Raw genomic sequence first — 24286 nt, 5'->3', positions numbered from 1 at the left:
GTTGATAGGCCGGATATGGAAGCACGGTAACGTGTGGAGTTGACCGGTACTAATAGGCCGAGGGCTTGTCCTCAGTTGCTCGCGTCCACTGTGTTGGTTCTGAAACCACGAACAACCCCACGTCTCACGGCGTGGTGCGGTTGTCTGTTTCATAGTGTTTCGGTGGTCATAGCGTAGGGGAAACGCCCGGTTACATTCCGAACCCGGAAGCTAAGCCTTACAGCGCCGATGGTACTGCAGGGGGGACCCTGTGGGAGAGTAGGACGCCGCCGAACAAATATTGAGAAAACCCCCGTGCCCTTCGGCACGGGGGTTTTCTGCGTTTCAGGACGGCTCCACCAGTTTCGCGTCGTACGCCAGGATCACCGCCTGGATGCGGTCCCGTGAGCCGGTCTTCGCGAGTATCCGGCCCACGTGGGTCTTCACCGTGGACTCGGCCAGGTGGAGGCGGGCGGCGATCTCGGTGTTCGTCCAGCCCTTTCCGATGACCGTGAGGATCTCGCGTTCCCGCTCCGTGAGGGCGGACAGACGTGCGTCGTCGGGGGAGACGTCCACGGTGCCGTCACCGGCCGGCAGATGCCGGGCGTAGGCGTCGAGGAGACGGCGGGTCAGGCTGGGGGCGACGACCGCGTCCCCGGACGCCACGGAGCGGATGCCGGAGAGGAGTTCCTCCGGCCGGGCGTCCTTGACGAGGAAGCCGGAGGCGCCCGCGCGGAGGCCGGCGTGGGCGTACTCGTCCAGGTCGAACGTCGTCAGGATGAGGACGCGGGTGCGGTCGCCGGTGGCGACGATGCGGCGGGTGGCCTCGATGCCGTCCAGGCCGGGCATGCGGATGTCCATCAGGACCACGTCGGGGTGCAGTTCCGCCGTCATGCGGATCGCTTCGCTGCCGTTCGACGCCTCGCCCAGGACCGTCATGTCGTCCTGGCTCTCCAGGAGCATGCGGAAGCCGAAACGCTGGAGGGGCTGGTCGTCGGCGATGAGGACGGTGGTCACTGCGGGGATTCCTCCGGAAGGTGCAGACGGACGCGCCAGCCCTGCTCGGGGTGCGGGCGTGGGCCGGCCTCAAGTGTGCCGCCGTACAGGGCTGTTCGCTCGCGCATTCCGGGGATGCCACGGCCGTCGGACGGGGTGGAGGGCGGTGTGCCCTTTCCGGTGTCGGTGATGGTGACGGTGACGGCGCCCTTGTCCCCGTGGGTAATGGAGATCTCGGAGGTCGTTTCGGGGCCGGCGTGCTTGAGGGTGTTGGTGAGGGCTTCCTGGACGACCCGGAACACGGTGAGCTGGCGGCCAGGAGGGAGGGCAGCCCGGCCCTCCACACGGGTGTGGACGGGCAGGCCCGCGCTGCGGACGCCGTCGATGAGCTGGTCCAGGTCGGTGAGGCCGGGCTGGGGGGCCCGTTCGGCGGGGTGTGCGGTGTCGTCGTCGCGGAGGACGTCCAGGAGACGGCGGAGCTCGCCGAGGGCCTGGCGGCTGGTGGTGCCGATGGCGTCCAGGGCCTGGGCGGCGCGTTCCGGGGACTTGCGGGCCGCGTACTTGCCGCCGTCGGCGAGGCCCGTGATGACGGACAGGTTGTGGCCGATGATGTCGTGCATCTCGCGGGCGATGCGGGCGCGTTCGGTGGCGGCGGCGAGCTGGGCCTGCTGGTCGCGTTCGACCTCCAGGCGGCGGGCGCGGTCCTCCAGGGCCTCGGTGTAGTTCTGGCGGGTGCGGACCGTGATGCCGATGAGGACGGCCACGGCGATGGACGTGAGGTGCGAGCCGATCTGCTGGTGCCACTCGCCCTCGCCGTAGCGGGCCGTGGAGACCATCACGGGGGCGAGCATCAGGGCCGCCGCCCACCACAGGTTGCGCAGGGGGACGCGCAGGGCGATGTGGTAGATGACGAGGAGTTGCAGCAGGGCTGCCTGGAGCGCGGTGCCGGACCAGGCGTTGGCCAGGGCGAACGGGGCCGTGGCGAGCAGGACCGCCGCCGGATGGGTGCGGCGCAGGAGGAGCGGGGCGGACAGGCCGAGGCTCAGAACGAGGAGGAGCCAGCCGGGGGCGTCGGGGTTGTGGGTGACGTTGCGCCAGCCGTCGCCGACGTAGTCGATGAGGGCGGCCGTCACCCAGAAGCCGGTGACGTGCGCGTCCCACAGCAGGGGGTGGCGCCGGTCGAAGGCGCGCACCCGCTGGTTGACGCGTTGCGTGTACTGGGTGAGGGGCTCCGTCGTCCGTACCCCCGTCGGAGACTCCCGCTCGTTCGTCACGAGGTCCATGGTGGCGGGTGCGTCCGCCCGGGGGAACACGATGGGGGCCATGGTCAGACGTCCCGGCGGCGCAGGGTGGTCGCGGCCAGGGTGAGGGAGACCGCCGCCCACAGGGTGAGGGCGAGCAGGGCCGCGCCCGGGGTTGCCGCATCCGGTCCGGGACGGGCGGCGGTGGCGGACTCCAGGGCCCTTGCGGGGAAGTACTGGACGGCGTCGTCGACGACGGCGTAGGGGAGCATGTGCAGCAACTCAGGGACGATCATCACCAGGGCGATGTAGACGCCGAGGGCGAGGGGGACCGAGCGGGCGACGGCGCCGAGGCCGAGGGCCATGACGGCGAGGAGGGTGAGGGCGGCCGCGTTTCCGGCGAGGCCGCGCAGGACGCCCGGGTCGCCGAGGGCGGCCGACTGGTCGGTGCCGGTGAGGAAGGCCTGGGCCAGGGGGAAGACGAACAGGTTGGTCAGCAGGCACAGCGGGAAGGCGACGGCGGCGAGGACGGCGGCCTTGGACCACAGGACGGGCAGGCGGCGCGGGACGGCCGTCATCGTGGCGCGGATCTGGCCGGTGGAGTACTCGCCGGCGGTGGCGAGGACGCCCAGGACGGCCAGGGTGATGGTGGCGAACTGGGTGCCGAGGAGGACGAAGACGACCGGGTCGAGGCCGCCCTCGCCGGTGCCGTCGTAGGCGGCGCTGATGCCGACGCCCATGCCGACGGTGAGGGCGCCGGTGACGGAGAGGTTGACCCAGGTGGAGCGGAGCGTCCACAGCTTGTGCCATTCGGAGTGCAGGACGCGGGCCGGGGTGATCCGGTGGGGCCGGTCGGCGGTGGCGGTGGTCACGCGGCTGCTCCTTCCAGGGTGGTGGAGTACTCGACCGCGTCGTGGGTGAGGTCCATGAAGGCCTCCTCCAGGGAGGCGGTGTTCGGGGTGAGTTCGAAGAGGGGGATGCCGTGGGCGGCGGCCGTGCGGCCGATGTGCTCGGCGTCGGTGCCGTGCACGGTGAGGCTGCCGGGGGCGTCGGCGGTGACGGTGACGCCGGGCGCGGTGAGGTGGCGTACGAGATCGGCGGCGTCCGGGGTGACGACCTTGACGGTGCCCGCGCCGGAGTGGCGTACGAAGTCGGTGACCGTGGTGTCGGCGAGGAGCCGGCCGCGGCCGATGATGACCAGGTGGTCGGCGGTGAGGGCCATCTCGCTCATCAGGTGGGAGGAGACCAGGACCGTACGGCCCTCGGCGGCCAGGGACTTGAGGAGGGTGCGGATCCACAGGACGCCCTCCGGGTCGAGGCCGTTGACCGGCTCGTCGAGGATGACGGTGGCCGGGTCGCCGAGCAGCGCGGCGGCGATGCCGAGGCGCTGGCCCATGCCGAGGGAGAAGCCCTTGACCCGGCGGTCCGCCACCTCGGTGAGGCCGGTGAGGCCCAGGACGTGCTCGACGCGGCTCTTCGGGATGCCGTGGGTGAGGGCGAGGGCGCGCAGGTGGTGGCGGGCGGTGCGGCCCGGGTGGACGGAGCGGGCCTCCAGCAGGGCGCCGACCTCGGTGAGGGGCGCGGGGTGGGCGGCGTAGGCGCGGTCGCCGACGGTGGCACGGCCGCGGGTGGGGGCGTCCAGGCCGAGGATCATCCGCATGGTGGTGGACTTGCCGGCGCCGTTCGGACCGAGGAAGCCGGTGACGGTGCCGGGGCGGACGGTGAAGGACAGATCGGTGACGACGGTCCGGTCGCCATAGCGTTTGGTGAGGTCCTGTGCCGTGATCATGCTTCGATGCTCGTCCACGCGGGGGCGGTGGGCGTCGGACCGCGGGCCGTATTCCGGGTGAGGGCGGTGGTACCCCGGTACTACGGTGGCGGCCATGAACGCGATGTCCGTCGATGACTGTGTGATCCGGCCGGTACGCGCGGAGGAGTGGGCCGCGTCGAGGGAACTGCGGCTCACCGCGCTGCGGGACCCGGTCGCGCACATCGCCGAGGCGGGGGACGGGAGCTGGGTCGCCCACGCGGCCGTGCTGATCGAGGAGGCCGGTACGACGGACTGGACCGGGTCCGTCGTCGCGCGGCGGCAGGGGCATCTGGTGGGCGTGTACGTGGCTCCCGGGTACCGGGGGAGCGGGCTGGCGAAGGCGCTGTTCGAGACCGCGCTGGAGTGGGCGTGGGCGCGGGGCGGAGCGTGTGCGGCTCCTCGTGCACGCGGACAACGCACGGGCGCTGGGGTCCTACCGCAAGGCGGGTTTCGTCGAGACCGGGGTGACCATGTCGCTGGGGGACGAACCGGACGACCTGGAACTGGAGCTGGCCGTGGAGCGGCCGGTGCCGGACCGGTAGACAGGCCGGCAGGGCAGACCGGCAGGGCAGGTCAGACCGGTAGTTCGGTGTGGGGCCAGCGGGATCTGGCCTGTTCGCGGGAGCGGAGCAGGGCCAGGGTGGGCATGCCGTGGTGCGTGCCGGTGGTGAGCAGGTCCGGGAGCTGGGGGAGTGGGGCCACGGCCGCCACGTCGTCCAGGACGAGGGTGAGTGGTGGGTCGAGCCGACCGGAGGATGACCGTTCGGCCATGCGCCGGCCGTGCTCGACCACGTGTGAGGCGAGGGCCGTCAGCAGGGGCATCGCGCCCGGACTGGTACGGGGGTCCTCGATGGATTCACCCACGACATAAAGCGTGCCCCCTTCGTGGACAAAGGAATCCAAGGCGAGGGCATCAGTTCGGTTGGGAGTGCAGGCCTCGCGGACATTGACCGTGGAGAGCGCGGCCAGGGCGCGGGTGGTCAGCTGCTGGGCCATGTCCCGGCGCTCGGGGTGCGCCGTGAGGGCCGCCTCGAGTTCGCCGGCGGCGCCGGGGGCGGCCTTGGGGTTGGTGCGGAGGATGCGTACGGCGTCGTGTACCTGGAGGCCCTGGGACCAGCGGTGGACGTGGCGGATCGTACGGCCGTCCACGGCGGCGGCGTGGACGTAGCTGCGGAGCAGGGTCTCCGCGGTGTCGCTGACCGCCTGGTCGAGGCGGGAGGTGGGGCGGACGGGGGTGAGGAGGGCTGCCGCGCGGGCGGCGGCTGTTCGTTTGTCCTCGCAGCCGGCGGTGGGGGACCAGTGGAGGCGGGCCGGGGTGTCGCAGAGGTGGGTGGGGTCGTAGAGGTGGGTGGGGCCGAGTTTGGCGCGGGCGTCCTTGGTGTCGTGCCAGAGGGTGGGGTTGGAGGTGAGGACGAGGGCGGGGCCCTCCGCGTCGCGTACGGCCTGGGTCGCGGTGGTGTGGCGGGTGGCCGGGGGGCCGTAGAGCAGCCCCGCGCCTTCGGGGCGGGGTGTTTCCCGCCCGCCCGTCCGTTCACCCTCGGACAGGGAAGTGAACGCCGCTTCCTGCGGTGTGGGTGACTGCTGAGGTGCCGGTGCCCGCACCGGCTCCGGTGCCGGCGTCTCCTGCTCGGGCCCTCTCGGGGTCGGTACCTCGTGCAGGTGCTTCGGCGTCGGCCGCGGTTCCTGTTCGGGCAGGTGTTCCGCCTCCGGCCGGCTCCCCCGTTCGTACGGGTGCTCCGGCTTCGGCCGCCGCTGCGTGCCGCCCGTCGTCCGTTCCGCCCGGCGTCGTGCCCGTACCGCTCTCCAGCGGGCCACCGTGCCCACGGCGAACACCGTCAGGACGGTCAGGATCATCAGCTGGCCGATGAGCAGGCCCCAGACGAGGCCGTACCCCGAGAGGTCGGCCTCCGGGGTGTCCGGCCAGGCGGCGGGGAGGTTCTGCGGGTCGGCGACGAGGTGGCGCATGGCCACCGGGGTGCGGGCGAAGGTGACGCCGGACGGCCAGTGGCCGTGGGCGAGGAGGCCCGCGAGGCCCGTGGCCGTCCACACCATGGTGGTCACGCCGATGAGGAACGCGAGGATGCCGATCAGCAGCCCGTCGGGGATGCCGCCGCCCTGGCCGCCGGCCCGGCCGTGCTCACGGTGGTCGTCCGGTCTCACGCGTGCTCCCTCTACGCCACCGTCGATTCGGAGTCGCCGACGTGCTGTTCCACGAAGGCCGCCGCCCGCTCCTCCGCCTCCCGTTCGGCGGCGCGCAGGGCGTCGTCGTTGAAGTCGGCGGAGGACTCGGTCATCGCGCGGTCGGTGAAGACCAGCGGGCGTTCGGTCTCGGTGATCAAGTGCTTGACCACCTGGACGTTGCCGTTGACGTCCCACACCGCGATACCGGGCGTCAGCGTCGGGATGATCTCCACCGCCCACCTGGGCAGGCCGAGCACCCGGCCCGTCGCCCTCGCCTCGTCCGCCTTCTGGGCGTAGATGGTCCGGGTCGACGCCATCTTCAGGATGGCCGCGGCCTCCTTCGCCGCCGCCCCGTCCACCACGTCGGACAGGTGGTGGACGACCGCGACGAACGACAGACCGAGCCGCCGCCCGAACTTCAGCAGCCGCTGGAACAACTGCGCCACGAACGGGCTGTTGATGATGTGCCAGGCCTCCTCGACCAGGAAGATGCGCTTCTTCCGGTCGGGGCGGATCCAGGTGTGCTCCAGCCACACTCCGACGATCGCCATGAGGATCGGCATGGCGATGGAGTTGCGGTCGATGTGGGACAGGTCGAAGACGATGAGCGGCGCGTCGAGGTCGATGCCGACGGTCGTCGGGCCGTCGAACATGCCGCGCAGGTCACCGTCGACGAGGCGGTCCAGGACCAGGGCGACGTCCAGGCCCCACGCCCGTACGTCGTCTATGGGGACGTTCATCGCCTCCGCGGACTCCGGTTCCGGGTGGCGCAGCCGTTCCACGATGTCGGAGAGGACGGGCTGGCGTTCGACGATGGACTCGTTGACGTAGGCGTGCGCGACCTTGAGGGCGAAGCCGGAACGCTCGTCCAGGCCGTGCCCCATCGCGACCTCGATGATGGTCCGCAGCAGCGCCAGCTGCCCGGTGGTCGTGATCGACGGGTCCAGCGGGTTGAGCCGGATGCCCTTGTCGAGCGCGGCCATCGGGTCCAGGCGGATCGGCGTTATCCCCAGCTCCTGCGCGATGAGGTTCCACTCACCGGCGCCGTCCTCGCCCTGGGCGTCCAGGACGACGACCTGGCGGTCGCGGAAGCGCAGTTGCCGCAGGACGTACGTCTTCTCCAGGGCCGACTTGCCGTTGCCGGACTCGCCGAGGACCAACCAGTGCGGGGCGGGGAGTTGTTGGCCGTAGAGCTGGAAGGGGTCGTAGATGTAGCCCTTGCCGGAGTAGACCTCGCGGCCGATGATGACGCCGGAGTCGCCGAGGCCGGGGGCGGCGGTCGGAAGGTAGACCGCCTGCGCCTGGCCGGTGGACGTGCGTACCGGCAGCCGTGTCGTCTCGACCTTCCCGAACAGGAAGGACGTGAAGGCGTCGGTGACGACGGACAGCGGATCCCGCATATCGGCTCAGCCCCTACCTTCGAATGCCGGTGGCGAACGGGAGTGTGTTCACGAAGGCGCGGTGGTGCTCGCGGTCGCACCACTCCAGCTTCAGGTACGACTTTCCGGCCGACGCCCGTATGGTCCGCTTGTCGCGGGCCAGGGCCTCGGGGTTGCGGGAGGAGACGGTGATGTAGCCGACCAGGTTGACGCCGGCGGCGCCGCTGGCGAGGTCCTCGCCGCGCTGGTCCAGGCGGCTGTGGGCGGCCATGTCGCGCGGGTCGACGGTGCGGTTCATCTTGGCGGCGCGGGACGCCTCCGCCACGTCGTTGGTCTTCTCGGTCAGCATCCGCTCGATGGCGACCTCGGTGGGTTCGAGGTCCATGGTGACGGCGACCGTGCGGATCACGTCCGGGGTGTGGACGAGGAGGGGGGCCAGGAAGTTGACGCCCACCGGGGTCATCGGCCACTCCTTGATCCAGGCCGTGGCGTGGCACCAGGGGGCGCGGGTGGCGGACTCGCGGGTCTTGGCCTGGAGGTAGGTGGGCTCCATGGCGTCCAGCTCGGCCGGCCAGGCGTTGCGCTGCGTCATCGCCTGGATGTGGTCGATCGGGTGGTCCGGGTCGTACATGCCGTGGATCAGCGAGGACAGCCTGCTCTGGCCGAGCGGCTGCCGTACGCGGATGTCGGCCTCCTGGAGCCGGGAGCAGATGTCGGTCAGTTCACGGGCCATGACGACGGCGAGCCCCGCGTCCCGGTCCACCTTGCCGCCGCCCTGGCTGCGCATCGCCCGCGCCATGGCGTTGGCCTCGGCGGCCAGTTCGCGCGTGTAGTGCATGCAGGCGACGAGGTAGGCGCGGTGCTGCTCGCTGCTGGTCGACACCATCGACTGGAGCTGGTCGTACGACTGCTGCAGCCACGGCGGCGACTTGTCGTCGCCGCGGACGGAGACGTCCTTGGCGTGGGCGTCGGGGTCGGCGGGCAGGGTGCGGGCCAGCATCTGGATGCGGGTCACGAAGCCGTCGCCGTTGGCGACGTGCTTGAGCAGGGTGCCGAAGCGGTCGACGAGGGCTTCCTGGTCCTCGGAGTCGCGCAGGCCGACGCCCGGTCCCTCGATCTCGATGGCGGCGGTGACGGTCTTGCGGTCCGCGTGCAGCAGTACGGCGATCTCGTCCGGGCCGAACGGCGCGGCGAGCCAGGTGATCCTGCCGATTCCGGGCGGCGTTCCGATCTCCACCTCGCGCCCGTCCAGCCGGGTGCCGGCCTCGACGGCGCCGGAGCGGTAGGTGGTGCCGCGGCGCACGGTGCGCTTGTAGCTGCGGTTGATCTCGAACCACTTGTAGAAGGTGCGGCCCTTGTACGGCACGTACACCGCGGCCAGCGCCAGCATCGGGAGGCCCGCGAGCAGCACGATCCGCACGGACAGGACGGGGACGAGGAGTCCGCACATCATGCCGAGGAACGCGCCCACGACGATCAGCGCGATCTCACCGGTCTCGCGATTACGGCCGACGATCGCGTTCGGCCGGGCGCGGCCGATCAGATACGTACGGCGGGGCGTGACCGGATGGGACAAGTGGGACTCGGTCGTCAACGCCCTTCACCTCCCGTGCTGTTGGTACTGCTGTTGCGGGTGTTGCTGGCGTGGGGGGTGTTCACCGGGCTGCTCGAGCGGGGTGCGGGTGCGGCGGCTCCGCCGCCGTTCGACGGGCGCGAGCTGTGCGCGGCGACTCCGCCGGAGGCGGGGTTGGAGGGGCGGGGGCCGGTGGACTGGCTGCCGCCGCCTCCGTGGTTGTTGTCGGCGCGGGTGCTGTGGGTCTTGATGCCCTGGGAGACCAGGCTCGCCGGGGAGCTCATGACCGCGGCGGCCTTGCCTTCGGCACCCTGCATGAGGCGGTTGTTGCGGGAGTTGGCCAGTTCGTCACCGAAGCCGGGGACGAAGCGGTAGATCATCGCGGAGGCGAAGATGGCGAGCAGGATGATCGCCAGTCCGGAGACCACGGCGGAGAAGGCGCCGGGCCCGTCCTCGGCGGACAGTGCCCCGGCGAGGCCGAGCACGATCACGATCACGGGCTTCACGAGGATCACGGCGATCATGATGCCCGCCCAGCGGCGGACGTGGCCCCACAGGTTCTTGTCCACGAGGCCGGCGTAGACGACGGTGCCGAGGAGGGCGCCGACGTAGAGCAGGGCGGCGCGGATGACGAGCTCCAGCCAGAGGACGCCGGCGGCGAGGATCGACACGAGGGAGACGACGATCAGCATGATCGGGCCGCCGCCGATGTCGTCGCCCTTTTCGAGGGCGGCGGAGAACGTGCCGAAGAACGTGTCCGTCTGGGCGCCGGTCGCCTTGGCCAGGACCTCGGAGACGCCGTCGGTCGCCGACACGACCGTGTAGAGGATCAGCGGGGTGAAGGCGGAGGCGAGCACGGTCAGCCAGAGGAAGCCGATGGCTTCGGAGAGGGCGGTGGTGAAGGGGACACCGCGCACCGCCCGCTTGGTGACCGCGAGCAGCCAGAGCACAAGGGTGAGGATCGCCGACGCCGCGAAGACGATGGCGTACTGCTGACGGAACTGGGCGTTCGTGAAGTCGACGTTCGCGGTCTCGTCGACGGCTTTGCTGAGCTGCTTGACGGTCCAGGACGCCGCGTCGGCACAGCCCTGGGCGAGGGAGGCGAGGGGGTCGAGGGCGGTGGTGGGGTCGTTGAGGGTGGAGGGGCCGTCGGTTGAGGCGCCGCCGTTTTCGCCTCGTTCGCAGTAGTCCTTGGCGGGGCCGCGGATGAGGTCACAGGGGTCGCTGCTGTCCGTCGGAGTCGGCGTCGGAGTCGGGGCGGCGGCGGCTCGTGCGGCGAACATCACCGCCGTGGCCTGCACAGCGGCGACGACGGCCGTGAACTTGAGGAAGCGGTGGTTAGCGCGCATACGTGAACCCTCCGTACTCCTCAACAGCCTTCGTCATGTCGTCGGCGGTGGAGGCCTTCTGGTCGCGCCCGACCGGGACTGGTCCGTCCTTCTGCTGGAAGTCGGTGACTTTCCAGTCGTTGTCGATCCACTTCAGCTGGTACGTGGTGGTGTACCAGCTCTCGATCACCGGGTTGGTCGAGCCCTCGCCGGACAGACCGAACAGCGACGTGTACCAAACCTCGACGGAGGCGTCGCTCGCACTGGACGCCGTCACCTTGGTGCCCACGGGGACAACCCGGGAGACGAAGGTCTGTCCGGCAGGTGCTTGACCGTCCTTGTCGAGGCCGATGTTGGCCAGGAACTCCGCGTTCGAGTAGGCCCGATCCAGGTCGGCCTGCCGGGATGCGGCGGCATCCGGGGTGTAGACGGTGTTGACGATCTCGTGTCGCCGGTCCTTGTTGAACATCTCGGCGGAGCCCAGCGCCACCGCGTAGTTCGCCGCCGCGCTCTCCGCCCCCTGCCGGTCGTGGGCGTAGCCCGAGGGGATGCCGGACGCCTTCGTGTCCACCGGCTTCTCGCCCGACGGGGCCGTCGCCGCCGACTTGGGGGAGTCGCCGGAGCCGTCGCCCTCCTCCGCGGCGGAATCGCCGCCTCCACGGTTCGCGAAGGCGATCGCCGCGATCAGGAGGACCACCACGCCGACCACCGTCACCAGGCTGCGCGACGACGAACGGCCGCCTCTGCGCACACCGCCGTACGGATCGCCGCCCCGCTCCGGCATCCGGGTGCGGGTCTGGCCCGTGTCGTCTCCGAGACTCATACCGCGTACGCCCCCTCAGCGTCGTGCGGAAACACCTCGTACTCCGCGTACTCCATGTACGACGGTAGCCGTGCTGGTCCCCGCGCGGACGCGGTGTGGTGACTGGACATCAGGGAAACGCAACCTCAGCCGGTGGGCACGACGGGCGGGTGGGATGGAGGGGGTGCCGGGCGTGCCCGGCCGGGAGCGATGGGACGGGGCTACACGGCCATTCCGTACACGATGGTGAACAGCGTGCCGAGCGAGCCGATGATGAAGACGCCCGTGAGCCCCGCGATGATGAGGCCCTTGCCCTGTTCGGCACTGAACGTGTCCCTCAACGCGGTGGCGCCGATGCGCTGTTTGGCCGCCCCCCAGATGGCGATGCCCAGGCAGAGGAGGATGGCGACCGCCATGACCACCTCGATCATGATCTTGGCCTCGTTGCCCAGGCTGCCGAAGGGGCCCCAATCCGGAGCGATCCCGCCGATAATGGTGTTGATGTCTCCCTCGTCGGCCGCGAAGAACATGTAAGTCACCGCCCCTGTATGGGTAGTTCTGCACCCCCTGCGTTGGTGCAGGGGACAGACCTCATTGTCGCCGACGATGAGGCTGTCGCATGTCTACTTGGCGTCATCTGTTGGCGGGTTTCGTACGAATAGCTTGCCACCGGCGCGCGCCGTACTCCGGTAGGGGCGCGTTCCGATGGGTGAAGAGTCGTATCGTCACTCTGTGTATCACGCTGGGTGATTCATCACAACGAACCGTGACGACTTCCGTTCGGCATTGGAGCGCCCTGATCGGGCTGTGCCGTGAAGTGATCGAACTCGCCCGCGCGTACGCCCTGCACGAAGGCGTCCCAGCGGCGGCGGTCGGTGGTGACGGTGGGGGCGCCGGGGGCGTGGAGGCGGACGGTGTCGTCGTCGCCGGCGGTGGTCACTTCGAGGGCGGGGGCCCGGGGGTCCCGGCGTGGTTCTCCCTTGAGGGAGTGGAGAAGGGTGCGGAAGGCGTCGGGGGTGGTGGTGAGGATCGCTCCGCCGGGGTCGGCGGACTCGGTTATGTGGATCCCGGCGGGGGTGGCGGCTACGTGTACGCAGGAGTCGCCCTCGCCGCAGTACGACGACTTCTGCCAGGTGAGCTGGGGCATCTCGGTTCCCTTCAGAGGTCTTGGGCGATGGTGCGGATGAGGTCCCGTGACTTCTCGGGGGTGAGGGCGCGAGTTTCCACCCGCTCCAGGACGGCGCGGTACTTACCGAGCTGGGCCTCGGCATCGAGGAAGGTGGGGCCGTGTGACTGGTCGAGGTGGACCGTGTCGAGCTGGGGGACGAGTCCGCACGAGTAGAAGATCGACTGCCCCGACCCCGGGAAGCCTTCGGCGGCGAACGGGATCACCTTGATGGTGATGTGTTCCCGCTCGCTCATGTCCAGCAGGTGCCGCAGTTGTGCTCCGGCGATGGAGGAGCCCCCGAACTGCATGCGCAGCGCGGCTTCGTGAATGAGTGCCAGGTACGGCGTCGGGTTGTCCCGGTAGATCACGGTCTGGCGCTTGATGCGGAACGAGACGCGGTGCTCGATGTCGGGCGGCGCGAGTTCGGGCACGACCTGACGGAACAGGGAACGGGCGTGATCGGTGGTCTGCAGAAGCCCGGGGATGTGGACGGTCACGGAGCCGCGCAGGTGGGTGGCGTGGTGCTCAAGCTCGGCCAGGTCGAGTAGCGCGGGCGACAGGAGGTCGCGGTACTCCTCCCACCAGCCGCGCCTGCGCTCGCCCGTCATTCCGGCGATGGCTTCGACGAGGGCCTTGTCGGCGCAGTCGTAGTGGCAGGCCATGGCGCGGACGCGCTCGGGGCTCACGCCCGCTCGTCCCGCCTCTATGTTGCTGATCTGGTTCGGCTTGACGCCGAGGAGTTGACCGGCCTCGACGGCCGTCAGGCCCGCGCGCTCCCGGAGTTTGCGCAGTTCAGCGCCCAAGCGAAGCTGGCGACCCGTCGGATTGCTTCTCACGGGCTGGTCCGCCTCCTTGCCGTGCATGTCACTCACACGAGTGCAGTATGTGGGGTTTCGTTAGAACCGTGTAAAGGGTTTTACGTTTCCGGCTAGCTTAGTTGCAGGCGCCCCGCCCAGAAGCGCACCGATCGACGGGTCGGCATGCCACTGGGCAACCGTTCACACTCACCCAACCGCCCTCACTGATCGGAGACTTCCATGTCCACCGTAGCCCCGCCCTGGTCCTACACCCTCCACCTCTCGCGCGATCCACGCTCACCGGGGATCGCCCGCTCCACCCTGCGGTCCGTACTGGCCGCCTACGGGCTCGGCGAACTCGCCCCCACCGCCGAGCTGCTCGCCTCGGAGCTGCTGACCAACGCCCATCTGCACACCGGCGGTCCGTACGCGCTGCACATCCGCCCGACCAGGTCCGGCCGGCTCCGGGTGGGCGTGTGGGACAAGGACCCGACCGTCCCCTCCGGGCTGGGCGCCGGCTTCGCTCACGGTGTCATGCCGCACGAAGCCTCGGAGGGCGGACGGGGTCTGGCCCTCGTACGGGCGTACGCCGACTCCTGGGGTGCCTCGCTGCTGGGTGAACAGGGAGGACCCTCCGGCGGGAAGGTGCTGTGGGCGGAATGCGGCTGGAGCGGCCTGCCGTAGCAACCGCGCCAAAGTCCTCTGTGATCATTCCGAAGGGCGGGTGTCGCCTCTACACTGACGTGCGGCGGTGGACTGCCGGACGACGAGGGGCGGTTGACGGTGCGTAAGGCATGGGTCGCGGCGGGGATCGCCGTCAGTTCCGCGCTCGCCTTCGTGATGCTGCTTGCCGTCGGGGTCTACGTCGTCGCCGGGAACCTCGTCAACGGAGTGGGGGGCGGGGCGGCCAAGACCCTCGCCAAGGGGAGCGTGCCGGCCGCGTACCAGGCGCTCGTGCAGAAGTGGGGCAATTCCTGCCCGGCCATCAACCCGGCCCTGCTCGCCGCCCAGCTCTACCAGGAGAGCGGGTTCAACCCGAAGGCGCAGAGCCACGCGGCGGCGCAGGGCATCGCCCAGTTCATCCCCGGTACGTGGGCCACGCACGGGATCGACGGGGACGGGGACGGGGACCGCGACGTATGGGACCCGGCGGACGCGATCCCGTCGGCGGCGATGTACGACTGCTCGCTCGCGTCCTATGTGAAGGACGTCGGCGGGAATCTGACCGAAAACATGCTCGCCTCGTACAACGCGGGGGCCTACGCGGTGATCAAGTACGGGGGCGTGCCGCCGTACAAGGAGACGCAGAACTACGTCAAGCGGATCCGGGCGCTGGAGGAGAGCTTCGCCGCGCCGGTGGGGCGGGTGGATCCGTCGAAGCAGGCTGCCGGGGCGATCTCGTACGCGCAGTCGAAGCTCGGGACGCTGTATCTGTGGGGCGGTAACGGTACGCCTGAGCAGGGCGGACGGTTCGACTGTTCCGGGTTGACCAAGGCCGCGTACGAGAGTGTGGGGATCACGCTGCCGCGTGTGGCGAACGATCAGTACAACGCGGGGCCGCATCCCAGCCGGGACGAACTGCTGCCGGGTGACCTGGTGTTCTTCTCGGACGACCTCACCAATTCCCGGGCCATCCGGCATGTGGGCATTTATGTCGGCGGTGGGTACATGATCGACGCGCCCCGGACCGGGGCCGTGATCCGATTCGACCCGATCGACACACCTGACTACTTCGGTGCCACCCGGGTCACCGAAGATGGCGCGAAAGCACTGCCCACCACGGTGTGAGCGGAACGTCAACCCACCCCCTGAGCTGCGGAGACGTATCTCTCTTCGATAACGTCTGCGTGATCATTCGGTGGAGTGTGGAACGTATCAACGGGGGCCGTGCGTTCCTGTTGTCGTAGCCGATCGAACGAGCGGATCTACAAACCACGGGGGTGGCAGGAGCGGCGTGCGAACCGTGCGCCGGAAGACATGACGAAGGGGCCGCAGCACCATGGCTGGACTCGCCGATTCCGGGTCGAACCCCGACGTCGACCTGCTCTATGACATCAATGGCCTGGCGAAGGCCGCACCGACGTGGTTCGACCACGTCATGGAGTTCGTGGGCGAGTTCGGCCTGCTGTTCGCCTTGGTGGGGCTGCTGGTGTGGTGCTGGTGGGGTGTCAGACGGCGGGGCGGCGAGGATGCGGCTCCGGCCGTGGCGGGTCTGGTGTGGGCCCCGCTCGCGGCGGGCGTCGCGGTCCTGGTGAACGTGCCGATACGTGGGTTCGTGGAGAGGCGCCGGCCCTTCCTCGACCATGAGGGGCTCGAGGTCCTGGTCGACGGGAAGAACGACTACTCGTTCGTCAGTGACCACGCGACGCTCTGCATGGCGTTGGCGGTGGGGTTGTTCCTGGTCAACCGGCGGCTCGGGGTTGTCGGGCTGGTGCTGGGGGTGTTGGGCGGGTTCATCCGGGTCTACATGGGTGTGCACTATCCGACGGACGTCGTGGGTGGGCTTGCGCTCGGTACGGCTGTCGCGTTGCTGTTGTCGCCCGTTGCCATGGCGTTGCTGACGCCGTTGATGCGGGCGATCGAGCGGTCGCCTCGGGGTGGGTGGCTGGTTTCCGCGCGGCGGAAGGTCGAGCGGGGGCGGGTTGCTCCGGGGGCCTCGCGGAGTGGGGCGCCGGGGGCGGAGCAGCGGGACCTGGCGGCCTGAGCCGCTTCTGTTGCCGGGCGGGGGGTGGTTTGCGCGGCTCGGCGCTTACGAGGTGCCTCCCCCACTCTCGGCTTCGCTCGAGCGGGAGGTACCCCCACCGCCCACCCGTGCCGCCCTGGGGGTACCTCCCAGGCCTTTAAGGCGCTGGGGGAGGCACGATTGCCCGCAGTTACGCGGCAGGGGTGCCCGCAGCGACGTGCAGTCGGGTCACTCGCCCGTGTGGTTCGCGGCGTCTTTTCTGGCTTGGCTTCTGGCTCTTCTGGCTGGGCCTCGCCAGCCGCAGGTGCAGTGGGCCGTGCAGAAGGGGCCCTGTTCGGTGGTGGTCGTGGAGTGGGGGGCGGGGGGCGGGGCGTCGTCCTGGTGCGGCACGTCGACCACGGTAGCGCCCTGCTCGCCGGCGTGACGGGGCCTTTTATCGGTCGTTAACCGGGCATGGCTCGGATGCGCGGCGTGGTGGCTGGGATCGGGGTGGTGTGCTGTCTGGGGCTCGGTGGCGTGGGCTGTGCGAGAAGTGACGCCTTGAGCCAAGAGGTTCCCGTCGGGGACCCGGTGCGGGTGTTGAGGGGGGCCGCCGACGCGCTCGTGGACGCCGGGAGTTCCAAGGCGACCACCTCCCTGGAGATGGCGACCGGCGGGACCCGGGTCACCATCCGGGGCGAGGGCGTGTACGACTACCGCAAGCGGCTCGGGCGGCTGAGGGTGCTGCTGCCGCGGGATCCGGCCGGGAAGGTCGTCCGGCGGCCCATCACCGAACTGCTCGCACCCGGCGCGCTCTTCATGAAGAACCGGGGGGCCGGGGTGCCCGCCGACAAGTGGGTGCGGGTGGACACCGGGACGCTGTCCGACGGGAACCTCGTCACCGGCGGGGCCACCGATCCGTTCGCCGCCGCCGAGGTGCTGCGCGGGACGCGGTCGGCGACGTTCGTGGAGCGGACCGAGGTCGCGGGGGCGAAGGTGCGCCACTACCGGGGGACCGCCGACCTGCGGCACGCCTCGCGGGACGCCTCGGAGGCGAACCGGGAGGCGCTGGGCGCGGCGGCGAAAGGGTTCGCCACCGCGCGGGTGCCGTTCGACGCCTACCTCGACGACGAGGGGCGGATCCGCAAGCTCCGCCACCGGTTCAGCTTCGTCAACGGCCGGCAGGACGAACCCGTCGCGGTCGCCTCGACCACGCTGCTGTACGACTTCGGGGTCCCGGCCGACGTACGGCTTCCCGAGGGCGAGGACATCTACGCGGGCCGGATCGCCGCGGAGCGAGGCCATGAGTGAGGTCAGGAGGAGGCCGGGAGTGACCGGCCTGAACTAGCCCTTCCGTGCCATGCGCGGTGTGTGGGGCGCTCCCTACTCTAGGAAGTCGGTGACGACAGGGACGAGGTGAGGCGCGTGGCACCGCTCGGCGGTGGGACGGTTCCGGTACAGGACCACGTGGCGCTCGCCGAGATCGAACTCTGCGGGGAGCTGATCATCGCCGCCTCCAACGCCGAGGAGCGGCTCAGCCTGGAGAGCATCGACGAGGTGCTGAGGGTGGCCGAGGCGCGGACGGAGCCGGACCGTCCCTGACACGGCCGGTCAGGTCCGGAGCATACGGGCGATGGCCTGCGTCGCCTCCTTGACCTTCGCGTCGATCTCGTCGCCGCCCTTGACGGCCGCGTCCGCGACGCAGTGGCGCAGGTGCTCCTCCAGCAGTTGCAGCGCGAACGACTGCAGCGCCTTGGTGGAGGCGGACACCTGGGTGAGTATGTCGATGCAGTAGACGTCCTCGTCGACCATGCGCTGCAGGCCGCGGATCTGGCCCTCGATACGGCGCAGGCGTTTGAGGTGCTCCTGCTTCTGCTTGTGGTAGCCGTGGACGCCGTGGTCGTGATCGGTCACGAGGCCCGTCGCGTCCGGGGCGAAGGGCGCGTCCGCGCCGGTCTCGGTGGTCGTCATCGCGTCCTCCTGGTGCACTGACGGGCGACACATACCCCTGGTGGGTATATGGTAGCGAACTTTGCTGGGTATAGGCCTCTTGGCCGATGACATGCGCAGCGGCCGGAAACGGACCTCGGACCGCCCCCGTACTCATCACTCTGCCCGATGGGCGACACTGGTTGGCGGCCCGTTCGTCGTGGCCGGATGATGCGCCTAGCATCAGCCTGACCGAAACCGATGCTCACCGAGGACCCCACGTGCGCTTTCGTCTGACCCCCAGGGAGACGAGCTTCTACGACATGTTCGCCGCGTCCGCGGACAACATCGTCACGGGCTCGAAGCTCCTGATGGAACTGCTCGGGGCGGACCCCTCCGCCCGGGCCGAGATCGCAGAGCGTATGCGGGCCGCGGAACACGCAGGTGACGACGCCACGCATGCGATCTTCCACCAGCTGAACTCCTCGTTCATCACGCCGTTCGACCGCGAGGACATCTACTCCCTCGCGTCCTCCCTCGACGACATCATGGACTTCATGGAGGAGGCCGTCGACCTGGTCGTCCTCTACAACGTCGAGGAACTGCCCAAGGGCGTCGAGCAGCAGATCGAGGTCCTGGCGCGGGCGGCGGAGCTGACCGCGGAGGCCATGCCGCACCTGCGCACCATGGAGAACCTCACCGAGTACTGGATCGAGGTCAACCGGCTGGAGAACCAGGCCGACCAGATCCACCGCAAGCTGCTGGCCCACCTCTTCAACGGCAAGTACGACGCGATCGAGGTGCTGAAGCTCAAGCAGATCGTGGACGTACTGGAGGAGGCGGCCGACGCCTTCGAGCACGTGGCGAACACGGTGGAGACCATCGCCGTCAAGGAGTCCTGAGCCCTTCATGGACACCTTCGCTCTGGTCGTGACCATCGGCGTCGCGCTCTTCTTCACGTATACGAACGGCTTCCACGACTCGGCGAACGCGATCGCCACGTCCGTGTCGACCCGGGCGCTGACGCCCCGGGCGGCGCTGGCGATGGCGGCCGTGATGAACCTCGCCGGCGCGTTCATGGGGTCCGGGGTCGCCAAGACCGTCAGTGAGGGTGTGATCCAGACACCCGAGGGGTCGAAGGGGATGGGGATCCTCTTCGCCGCGCTGGTCGGGGCGATCGTCTGGAACCTGATCACCTGGTACTTCGGGCTGCCGTCGTCGTCGTCGCACGCGCTGTTCGGGGGCATGGTCGGGGCCGCGCTGGCCGGGGGGACGACCGTCTACTGGAACGGGGTGGTCGACAAGATCGTCATCCCGATGTTCGTGTCGCCGGTCGTCGGTCTGCTCGCCGGGTATCTGGTGATGACCGTGATCCTGTGGATCTTCCGGCGGGCCAATCCGCACAAGGCGAAGCGGGGGTTCCGGATCGCGCAGACCGTTTCCGCGGCGGGGATGGCGCTGGGGCACGGTCTGCAGGACGCGCAGAAGACGATGGGCATCGTGGTGATGGCGCTGGTCATCGCGGATGTCGAGGACTACGGCGATCCGATTCCGGTGTGGGTGAAGATCGCTTGTGCGCTGATGCTGTCCGCGGGGACGTACGCCGGTGGGTGGCGCATCATGCGGACGCTGGGGCGGAAGATCATCGAGCTTGATCCGCCTCAGGGGTTCGCCGCGGAGACCACGGGCGCCTCGATCATGTTCGGATCGGCGTTCATCTTCCACGCTCCGATCTCCACCACGCACGTGATCACTTCGGCGATCATGGGTGTCGGTGCGACGAAGCGGGTCAACGCCGTGCGGTGGGGCGTCGCCAAGAACATCGTCCTCGGCTGGTTCATCACCATGCCTGCGGCGGCTGCTGTGGCCGCGTTGTCGTTCGGGCTGGTGAATCTGGCTGTGCTGTAGCCGGCCTTGGTCGGTGCTGCGCGTTGGTGCCGGGCGGGGGGTGTTGCGCAGCCCGGCGTTTGCGGGGTGCCTCCCCCACTCTCGGCTTCGCTCGAGCGGGAGGTGCCCCCACCGCCCACCCGTGCCGCCCTGGGGGTACCTCCCAGGCCTTTAAGGCACTGGGGGAGGCACGATTGCCCGCAGTTGGGCGGCAATGGTGCCCGCAGGTACGCAGGTACGCAGGTACGTGGGTATGTGAAAGGGCCCGTCCCCGGTTTCGGGGGCGGGCCCTTTGGCCTCGCGGTGGCACCGCCATGCAGCACCGCGAGGAGTTTCGCGGTCTAGCCGAAGCGGCCGGAGATGTAGTCCTCCGTGGCCTGGACCGACGGGTTGGAGAAGATGCGTTCCGTGTCGTCGAGCTCGATCAGCTTGCCGGGCTGGCCGACGGCCGCCAGGTTGAAGAAGGCGGTGCGGTCGGAGACGCGGGCCGCCTGCTGCATGTTGTGCGTCACGATGACGATCGTGAACTGCTCCTTCAGCTCGCCGATCAGGTCCTCGATGGCGAGGGTGGAGATCGGGTCCAGGGCGGAGCAGGGCTCGTCCATGAGGAGGACCTTCGGTTCCACCGCGATCGCCCGCGCGATGCACAGGCGCTGCTGCTGACCGCCGGAGAGGCCGGAGCCCGGCTTGTTCAGGCGGTCCTTGACCTCGTTCCAGAGGTTGGCGCCCTTGAGGGACTTCTCGACGATGTCGTCCAGCTGGGACTTCTTGTACTTTCCGTTCAGGCGCAGGCCCGCCGCCACGTTGTCGTAGACCGACATCGTCGGGAACGGGTTCGGGCGCTGGAAGACCATGCCGACCTCGCGGCGCACGGACACCGGGTCGATGCCGGCGCCGTAGAGGTTCTCGTCGTCGAGCATGACCTTGCCGTCCACCCGGCCGCCGGGGGTGACCTCGTGCATGCGGTTGAGCGTGCGCAGGAAGGTGGACTTGCCGCAGCCGGACGGGCCGATGAAGGCCGTCACGGAGCGGGGCTCGACGGTCATCGAGATGTCCTCGATGGCCAGGAAGGAGCCGTAGTAGGCGTTGAGGCCGCTGACATCAATGCGCTTGGCCATGCGAATCACTGCTTCTTTCGGGAAAGTCTTGCGATCGGTCGCTGTATGGCCGCGTCAGCGACCGGTCTTCGGGGCCTTCCAGCGGGCGATCCCGCGGGCCGCCAGGTTGAGGATCATCACGAAGGCGATCAGGGTGAGAGCCGCGGCCCAGGCGCGGTCGTACGCCGCTTCCGAGCCCGCGCTGTTCGCGTACTGCTGGTAGACGTACAGCGGCAGCGACGCCTGCGCCCCGTCGAAGGGGTTGTTGTTGATGAACGGGTTGCCGAACACCAGCAGCAGGACGGGCGCGGTCTCACCGGCGATACGGGCGACCGCCAGCATCACACCGGTGGTGATACCGCCGATCGCCGTCGGCAGGACCACCTTCAGGATGGTGCGCCACTTGGGCACGCCCAGCGCCAGGGACGCCTCACGCAGCTCGTTCGGGATGAGCTTGAGCATCTCCTCCGTGGAGCGGACCACGACCGGCATCATCAGGATCGCGAGGGAGAGGGCGCCCGCGAAGCCGGAGAAGCCCATGTCGAAGATCAGCAGGAGGCTGAGGATGAACAGACCGGCGACGATCGACGGGATGCCGGTCATCACGTCGACGAAGAAGGTGACGGCGCGGGCCAGGTGACCGCGGCCGTACTCGACCAGGTAGATCGCGGTGAGCACGCCGATCGGCGCGGCGATCAGGGTGGCGATGCCGACCTGCTCCGCGGTGCCGATGATGGCGTGGTAGATACCACCGCCGGCCTCGGTGTCGGCGACGACGCCCATGGAGTGGCTCAGGAAGTAGCCGTCGAGGACCTTCACACCGCGGGCGACGGTCGTCCACACCAGGGAGACCAGCGGCACCACGGCGAGCAGGAACGCGACCCAGACCAGCGAGGTCGCGACGCGGTCCTTGGCCTGGCGCTTGCCCTCGACGCCGGAGGCGATGAAGTACGTACCGAGGACGAAGAGCAGCGCGGCGATCAGACCCCACTGGACCTTGCTCTCGATGCCGGTGGCCAGGCCGAGGCCGATGGAGACGGCGAGCGAACCCGCGGCGATGGCCCAGGGGGACCACTTCGGCAGCCGGGCGCCCTGGAGCGTGCTCGGGTGCTGGACGGTCGTGGTGCTCATGCGTTGGCCCCCGAGTACTCCTTGCGGCGGGCGATGATCATGCGGGCCGCGCCGTTGACCAGCAGGGTGATGACGAACAGGACGAGACCGGAGGCGATCAGCGCGTCACGGCCGAACTCGTTCGCCTCACCGAACTTGCTGGCGATGTTCTGGGCGAAGGTGCCGCCGCCCGGGTTGAGCAGGCTGCCGTGGATCAGGAAGTCCGGGGAGAGCACGGTGGCGACGGCCATCGTCTCGCCGAGCGCGCGGCCGAGGCCGAGCATCGAGGCGGAGATCACGCCGGAGCGGCCGAAGGGCAGCACCGACATCCGGATGACCTCCCAGCGCGTGGCGCCGAGGGCCAGGGCGGCCTCTTCGTTCGTCTGCGGGACCTGCCTGAACACCTCGCGGCTCACGTTGGTGATGATCGGCAGGATCATGATCGCGAGCAGGATGCCGACGGTGAGCATCGAGCGGGCCGGGCCTTCCTCCCACGAGAAGATGCCGGTCCAGCGGAAGTAGTCGTTCAGCCAGCCGAAGAGGCCGTTCATGTGCGGTACGAGGATCAGGGCGCCCCACAGGCCGTACACGATGGACGGTACGGCGGCGAGCAGGTCGATCACGTAGGCGATCGGGCCGCTCAGCCTGCGCGGGGCGTAGTGGGTGAGGAACAGCGCGATGGCGACGGCGATCGGGACCGCGATGACCATGGCGATGATCGAGGAGACGATCGTGCCGTAGGCCAGGACCGCGATGCCGAAGACCGGCTCGGTGCCGCTGGTGCTCCACTCGAAGGTCGTGAGGAAGTTGCCCTCGTTCTCGCTGATGGCGATGGCGGCACGCCAGGTGAGGAAGACCGCGATGGCGGCCATGATCACCAGCAGGAAGATGCCCGAGCCGCGGGCGAGACCGAGGAAGACGCGGTCTCCGGGACGGGTGGCGCCGCGGACGGTGCGCTTGTGCTCGGCCACGGTCGGCTGTGGTGGGGAAGGAGGTGTCTTCGTGGTTATGTCCATCGGGTTCTCCGGTCTGCGGCGCCCTGCTGTGCGCGGGGCTCCTGGCGGCGGTGCACCGGACGGTGCGGCCCGGTCCCGCGGGGGGACCGGGCCGCACACTCAGGTCAGCTCAGGCCCTCGATGGTGCTGCGGACCTTGGTGATGATCTCGGCGGGCATGGGGGCGTAGTCGTTGTCGGCGAGGAGCTGCTGGCCGTCCTCGCTGGCGATGTAGTTCAGGAACGCCTTGACGGTCGGCAGGCTCTCCGCCTTGTTGCCCTTGTCGCAGACGATCTCGTAGGTGACCAGGGTGATCGGGTAGGCGCCCTCGGCCTTGGTGGCGTAGTTCAGCTCCAGGGCCAGGTCCTTGCCGGTGCCGACGACCTTGGCGTCCGCGATGGCCTTGGTGGCACCGTCGACCGAGGCCTGGACGGGCTCGGCGGCACCCGTGTCGATGGCGACCACGGAGGAGCCCTTGGCGTAGGAGAGCTCCATGTAGCTGATCGCGCCGTTGGTCTGCTTGACCTGCTGGGCGACACCGGAGGAGCCGGACGCGGACTGGCCGCCGGGGGCCGTCCAGGCCTTGCCGCCCTCGTACTTCCAGTTCTCCGGGGTGGTCTCGATCAGGTACTTGGTGAAGTTGTCCGTGGTGCCGGAGTCCTCGGAGCGGTGGAACGCCTGGATCTTGAGGTCGGGCAGGTCGGCGTCGGGGTTCAGCTTCGCGATCGCCGGGTCGTTCCAGTTCTTGATCTTGTCGCTGAAGATCTTCGCCAGGGTCGGCGCGTCCAGGACGAGGTTGTCGACACCCTCGAGGTTGTACGCCACGGCGATCGGGCCGCCGACCATCGGCAGGTCGATGCCCTGGCCGCCGGAGCAGACCTCCTTGGTGGCGGTGATCTCCTCGGGGTCCAGCGCGGAGTCGGAGCCGGCGAAGCCGACCGTGCCCTGGGTGAACGCGGTGATACCGGCGCCGGAGCCGCCACCCTTGTAGTTGATCTGGACGCCCTTGCACGCGGCGGCGAACTGCTTCACCCACGCGTCGATCGCGTTCTTCTGCGCGGACGAGCCGTCGGCGAGGAGCTGGCCACTGGCGTCGTCACACTTGATGTTGCCGGCCTGCGTGCTCGTGGTGGCGTCGCCGCTGCCGCTGTCACCGGTGTCGTCGGAGCCGCACGCCGTGAGGGCCAGGGCGCCGGAGACGGCGAGAGCACCGAGAGCGAGGGCCCGCCGGTTCTTGCGCTGAAGCTTCACTTGAGGGAGTTCCTTCCAGAAGCCGCCGTCCTGAATCCGGCGGCGTGCGAGGAGTGGCGTTGAAGACGATCAAGACTGGGTGATACTGACGCGTTGTAGGGC

At 69.4% G+C, this 24286-nt stretch carries 24 protein-coding genes, 2 rRNA genes and 1 pseudogene; 10 read left to right on the top strand and 17 right to left on the bottom strand.

Annotated features, from left to right (window positions below):
• Nucleotides 1-73: ribosomal RNA gene (locus ACIA6T_RS15230) — 23S ribosomal RNA — on the top strand; the annotation flags it as partial.
• Between the two features lie 85 nt (nt 74-158).
• Nucleotides 159-275, top strand: a 5S ribosomal RNA gene (gene rrf, locus ACIA6T_RS15225).
• 49 nt (nt 276-324) lie between these two features.
• Here rrf and ACIA6T_RS15220 read toward each other — a convergent pair.
• The 4 genes from ACIA6T_RS15220 to ACIA6T_RS15205 are packed head-to-tail and all read right to left on the bottom strand — an operon-like array spanning nt 325 to nt 4005.
• Nucleotides 325-996 (bottom strand): response regulator, encoded by a 672-nt coding sequence (locus ACIA6T_RS15220; protein ID WP_399446956.1) that lies wholly within the window; start codon nt 994-996, stop codon nt 325-327.
• Nucleotides 993-2300 carry a sensor histidine kinase gene (locus ACIA6T_RS15215; protein WP_399446955.1) on the bottom strand — a complete coding sequence of 436 codons (1308 nt, stop codon included), beginning with the start codon at nt 2298-2300 and terminating at the stop codon, nt 993-995. The genes ACIA6T_RS15220 and ACIA6T_RS15215 overlap by 4 nt, the downstream gene beginning before the upstream one ends.
• Before the next feature lie 2 nt (nt 2301-2302).
• Complete coding sequence (locus ACIA6T_RS15210) at nt 2303-3088, bottom strand: ABC transporter permease (RefSeq protein ID WP_399446954.1); 786 nt, start codon at nt 3086-3088, stop codon at nt 2303-2305.
• A complete protein-coding gene (locus ACIA6T_RS15205) occupies nt 3085-4005 on the bottom strand; it encodes an ABC transporter ATP-binding protein (RefSeq protein WP_399446953.1) in 921 nt (306 codons plus the stop codon). The genes ACIA6T_RS15210 and ACIA6T_RS15205 overlap by 4 nt, the downstream gene beginning before the upstream one ends.
• 94 nt (nt 4006-4099) lie before the next feature.
• Here ACIA6T_RS15205 and ACIA6T_RS15200 point away from each other — a divergent pair.
• Nucleotides 4100-4568 (top strand): annotated as a pseudogene (locus ACIA6T_RS15200) (GNAT family N-acetyltransferase).
• 31 nt (nt 4569-4599) lie between these two features.
• Here the strand turns inward: ACIA6T_RS15200 and ACIA6T_RS15195 are convergent.
• The 8 genes from ACIA6T_RS15195 to ACIA6T_RS15160 form a co-directional block, all read right to left on the bottom strand.
• On the bottom strand, nt 4600-6186 hold the full coding sequence (locus ACIA6T_RS15195) for a type VI secretion protein (RefSeq protein WP_399446952.1): 1587 nt from the start codon (nt 6184-6186) through the stop codon (nt 4600-4602).
• An 11-nt stretch (nt 6187-6197) separates the two neighbouring features.
• Nucleotides 6198-7607, bottom strand: a complete 1410-nt coding sequence (locus ACIA6T_RS15190; protein WP_399446951.1) for an ATP-binding protein — start codon at nt 7605-7607, stop codon at nt 6198-6200.
• 13 nt (nt 7608-7620) lie between these two features.
• Complete coding sequence (locus tag ACIA6T_RS15185) at nt 7621-9180, bottom strand: SCO6880 family protein (RefSeq protein ID WP_399446950.1); 1560 nt, start codon at nt 9178-9180, stop codon at nt 7621-7623.
• A complete protein-coding gene (locus ACIA6T_RS15180) occupies nt 9177-10508 on the bottom strand; it encodes a hypothetical protein (protein WP_399446949.1) in 1332 nt (443 codons plus the stop codon). The genes ACIA6T_RS15185 and ACIA6T_RS15180 overlap by 4 nt, the downstream gene beginning before the upstream one ends.
• On the bottom strand, nt 10498-11310 hold the full coding sequence (locus ACIA6T_RS15175; RefSeq protein WP_399446948.1) for a hypothetical protein: 813 nt from the start codon (nt 11308-11310) through the stop codon (nt 10498-10500). The genes ACIA6T_RS15180 and ACIA6T_RS15175 overlap by 11 nt, the downstream gene beginning before the upstream one ends.
• A gap of 200 nt (nt 11311-11510) precedes the next feature.
• Nucleotides 11511-11819 (bottom strand): hypothetical protein, encoded by a 309-nt coding sequence (locus ACIA6T_RS15170; protein WP_004929725.1) that lies wholly within the window; start codon nt 11817-11819, stop codon nt 11511-11513.
• A 224-nt stretch (nt 11820-12043) separates the two neighbouring features.
• On the bottom strand, nt 12044-12436 hold the full coding sequence (locus ACIA6T_RS15165; RefSeq protein ID WP_399446947.1) for a DUF397 domain-containing protein: 393 nt from the start codon (nt 12434-12436) through the stop codon (nt 12044-12046).
• 11 nt (nt 12437-12447) lie between these two features.
• Nucleotides 12448-13320 carry a helix-turn-helix domain-containing protein gene (locus tag ACIA6T_RS15160; protein WP_399446968.1) on the bottom strand — a complete coding sequence of 291 codons (873 nt, stop codon included), beginning with the start codon at nt 13318-13320 and terminating at the stop codon, nt 12448-12450.
• A 174-nt stretch (nt 13321-13494) separates the two neighbouring features.
• Between ACIA6T_RS15160 and ACIA6T_RS15155 the strand changes: the two genes are divergently transcribed.
• The 5 genes from ACIA6T_RS15155 (at nt 13495) to ACIA6T_RS15135 (ending at nt 17518) form a co-directional block, all read left to right on the top strand.
• The gene (locus tag ACIA6T_RS15155; RefSeq protein WP_399446946.1) at nt 13495-13938 is read left to right on the top strand and encodes an ATP-binding protein; all 444 of its coding nucleotides are present in this window, start codon (nt 13495-13497) and stop codon (nt 13936-13938) included.
• A gap of 156 nt (nt 13939-14094) precedes the next feature.
• Nucleotides 14095-15042, top strand: a complete 948-nt coding sequence (locus ACIA6T_RS15150) for an NlpC/P60 family protein (RefSeq protein ID WP_399446967.1) — start codon at nt 14095-14097, stop codon at nt 15040-15042.
• Nucleotides 15043-15253: 211 nt separating this feature from the next.
• Nucleotides 15254-15958 (top strand): phosphatase PAP2 family protein, encoded by a 705-nt coding sequence (locus tag ACIA6T_RS15145; RefSeq protein WP_399446945.1) that lies wholly within the window; start codon nt 15254-15256, stop codon nt 15956-15958.
• Nucleotides 15959-16390: 432 nt separating this feature from the next.
• The gene (locus ACIA6T_RS15140; protein ID WP_399446944.1) at nt 16391-17227 is read left to right on the top strand and encodes a hypothetical protein; all 837 of its coding nucleotides are present in this window, start codon (nt 16391-16393) and stop codon (nt 17225-17227) included.
• A gap of 105 nt (nt 17228-17332) precedes the next feature.
• Nucleotides 17333-17518, top strand: a complete 186-nt coding sequence (locus ACIA6T_RS15135; RefSeq protein WP_078914047.1) for a hypothetical protein — start codon at nt 17333-17335, stop codon at nt 17516-17518.
• 9 nt (nt 17519-17527) lie between these two features.
• Here the strand turns inward: ACIA6T_RS15135 and ACIA6T_RS15130 are convergent, their stop codons facing one another.
• Entirely contained in the window at nt 17528-17887 is a 360-nt protein-coding gene (locus ACIA6T_RS15130; RefSeq protein ID WP_385057388.1) for a metal-sensitive transcriptional regulator, read from the bottom strand.
• A gap of 239 nt (nt 17888-18126) precedes the next feature.
• On the opposite strand from ACIA6T_RS15130, the gene ACIA6T_RS15125 reads away from it, so the two are divergent.
• A complete protein-coding gene (locus ACIA6T_RS15125) occupies nt 18127-18747 on the top strand; it encodes a DUF47 domain-containing protein (RefSeq protein ID WP_006136311.1) in 621 nt (206 codons plus the stop codon).
• Between the two features lie 7 nt (nt 18748-18754).
• Nucleotides 18755-19753 carry a low-affinity phosphate transporter PitH gene (pitH, locus tag ACIA6T_RS15120; RefSeq protein ID WP_399446943.1) on the top strand — a complete coding sequence of 333 codons (999 nt, stop codon included), beginning with the start codon at nt 18755-18757 and terminating at the stop codon, nt 19751-19753.
• A 320-nt stretch (nt 19754-20073) separates the two neighbouring features.
• Here pitH and pstB read toward each other — a convergent pair whose 3' ends face one another.
• From pstB to pstS, 4 genes are all read right to left on the bottom strand, one after another.
• A complete protein-coding gene (gene pstB / locus ACIA6T_RS15115) occupies nt 20074-20850 on the bottom strand; it encodes a phosphate ABC transporter ATP-binding protein PstB (RefSeq protein ID WP_399446942.1) in 777 nt (258 codons plus the stop codon).
• A 54-nt stretch (nt 20851-20904) separates the two neighbouring features.
• Nucleotides 20905-21960, bottom strand: coding sequence for a phosphate ABC transporter permease PstA (gene pstA, locus ACIA6T_RS15110; RefSeq protein WP_399446941.1), 1056 nt, complete (start codon nt 21958-21960; stop codon nt 20905-20907).
• On the bottom strand, nt 21957-22955 hold the full coding sequence (gene pstC / locus ACIA6T_RS15105; protein WP_399446940.1) for a phosphate ABC transporter permease subunit PstC: 999 nt from the start codon (nt 22953-22955) through the stop codon (nt 21957-21959). The genes pstA and pstC overlap by 4 nt, the downstream gene beginning before the upstream one ends.
• A gap of 104 nt (nt 22956-23059) precedes the next feature.
• Nucleotides 23060-24184: a phosphate ABC transporter substrate-binding protein PstS gene (gene pstS / locus ACIA6T_RS15100; protein ID WP_399446938.1), complete on the bottom strand. Its 1125-nt coding sequence runs from the start codon at nt 24182-24184 to the stop codon at nt 23060-23062.
• Nucleotides 24185-24286 lie beyond the last annotated feature (102 nt).

Source organism: Streptomyces sp. NPDC051740 (assembly GCF_044453165.1).
Taxonomy (GTDB): domain Bacteria; phylum Actinomycetota; class Actinomycetes; order Streptomycetales; family Streptomycetaceae; genus Streptomyces; species Streptomyces atrovirens.
The sequence above is the reverse complement of the archived record's forward strand: the minus strand, read 5'-3'. Positions and strand labels throughout refer to the sequence as shown.

Bases quoted from the DNA above. Each gene is read 5' to 3' on its own strand.
- ACIA6T_RS15215 (WP_399446955.1), bottom strand. From the start codon at position 2,300: ATGGCCCCCATCGTGTTCCCCCGGGCGGACGCACCCGCCACCATGGAC.
- ACIA6T_RS15205 (WP_399446953.1), bottom strand. From the start codon at position 4,005: ATGATCACGGCACAGGACCTCACCAAACGCTATGGCGACCGGACCGTC.
- ACIA6T_RS15190 (WP_399446951.1), bottom strand. From the start codon at position 7,607: ATGCGGGATCCGCTGTCCGTCGTCACCGACGCCTTCACGTCCTTCCTG.
- ACIA6T_RS15180 (WP_399446949.1), bottom strand. From the start codon at position 10,508: ATGCGCGCTAACCACCGCTTCCTCAAGTTCACGGCCGTCGTCGCCGCT.
- ACIA6T_RS15175 (WP_399446948.1), bottom strand. From the start codon at position 11,310: ATGAGTCTCGGAGACGACACGGGCCAGACCCGCACCCGGATGCCGGAG.
- ACIA6T_RS15170 (WP_004929725.1), bottom strand. From the start codon at position 11,819: ATGTTCTTCGCGGCCGACGAGGGAGACATCAACACCATTATCGGCGGG.
- ACIA6T_RS15165 (WP_399446947.1), bottom strand. From the start codon at position 12,436: ATGCCCCAGCTCACCTGGCAGAAGTCGTCGTACTGCGGCGAGGGCGAC.
- ACIA6T_RS15160 (WP_399446968.1), bottom strand. From the start codon at position 13,320: ATGCACGGCAAGGAGGCGGACCAGCCCGTGAGAAGCAATCCGACGGGT.
- ACIA6T_RS15155 (WP_399446946.1), top strand. From the start codon at position 13,495: ATGTCCACCGTAGCCCCGCCCTGGTCCTACACCCTCCACCTCTCGCGC.
- ACIA6T_RS15150 (WP_399446967.1), top strand. From the start codon at position 14,095: ATGCTGCTTGCCGTCGGGGTCTACGTCGTCGCCGGGAACCTCGTCAAC.
- ACIA6T_RS15145 (WP_399446945.1), top strand. From the start codon at position 15,254: ATGGCTGGACTCGCCGATTCCGGGTCGAACCCCGACGTCGACCTGCTC.
- ACIA6T_RS15140 (WP_399446944.1), top strand. From the start codon at position 16,391: ATGGCTCGGATGCGCGGCGTGGTGGCTGGGATCGGGGTGGTGTGCTGT.
- ACIA6T_RS15130 (WP_385057388.1), bottom strand. From the start codon at position 17,887: ATGACGACCACCGAGACCGGCGCGGACGCGCCCTTCGCCCCGGACGCG.
- pitH (WP_399446943.1), top strand. From the start codon at position 18,755: ATGGACACCTTCGCTCTGGTCGTGACCATCGGCGTCGCGCTCTTCTTC.
- pstB (WP_399446942.1), bottom strand. From the start codon at position 20,850: ATGGCCAAGCGCATTGATGTCAGCGGCCTCAACGCCTACTACGGCTCC.
- pstA (WP_399446941.1), bottom strand. From the start codon at position 21,960: ATGAGCACCACGACCGTCCAGCACCCGAGCACGCTCCAGGGCGCCCGG.
- pstC (WP_399446940.1), bottom strand. From the start codon at position 22,955: ATGGACATAACCACGAAGACACCTCCTTCCCCACCACAGCCGACCGTG.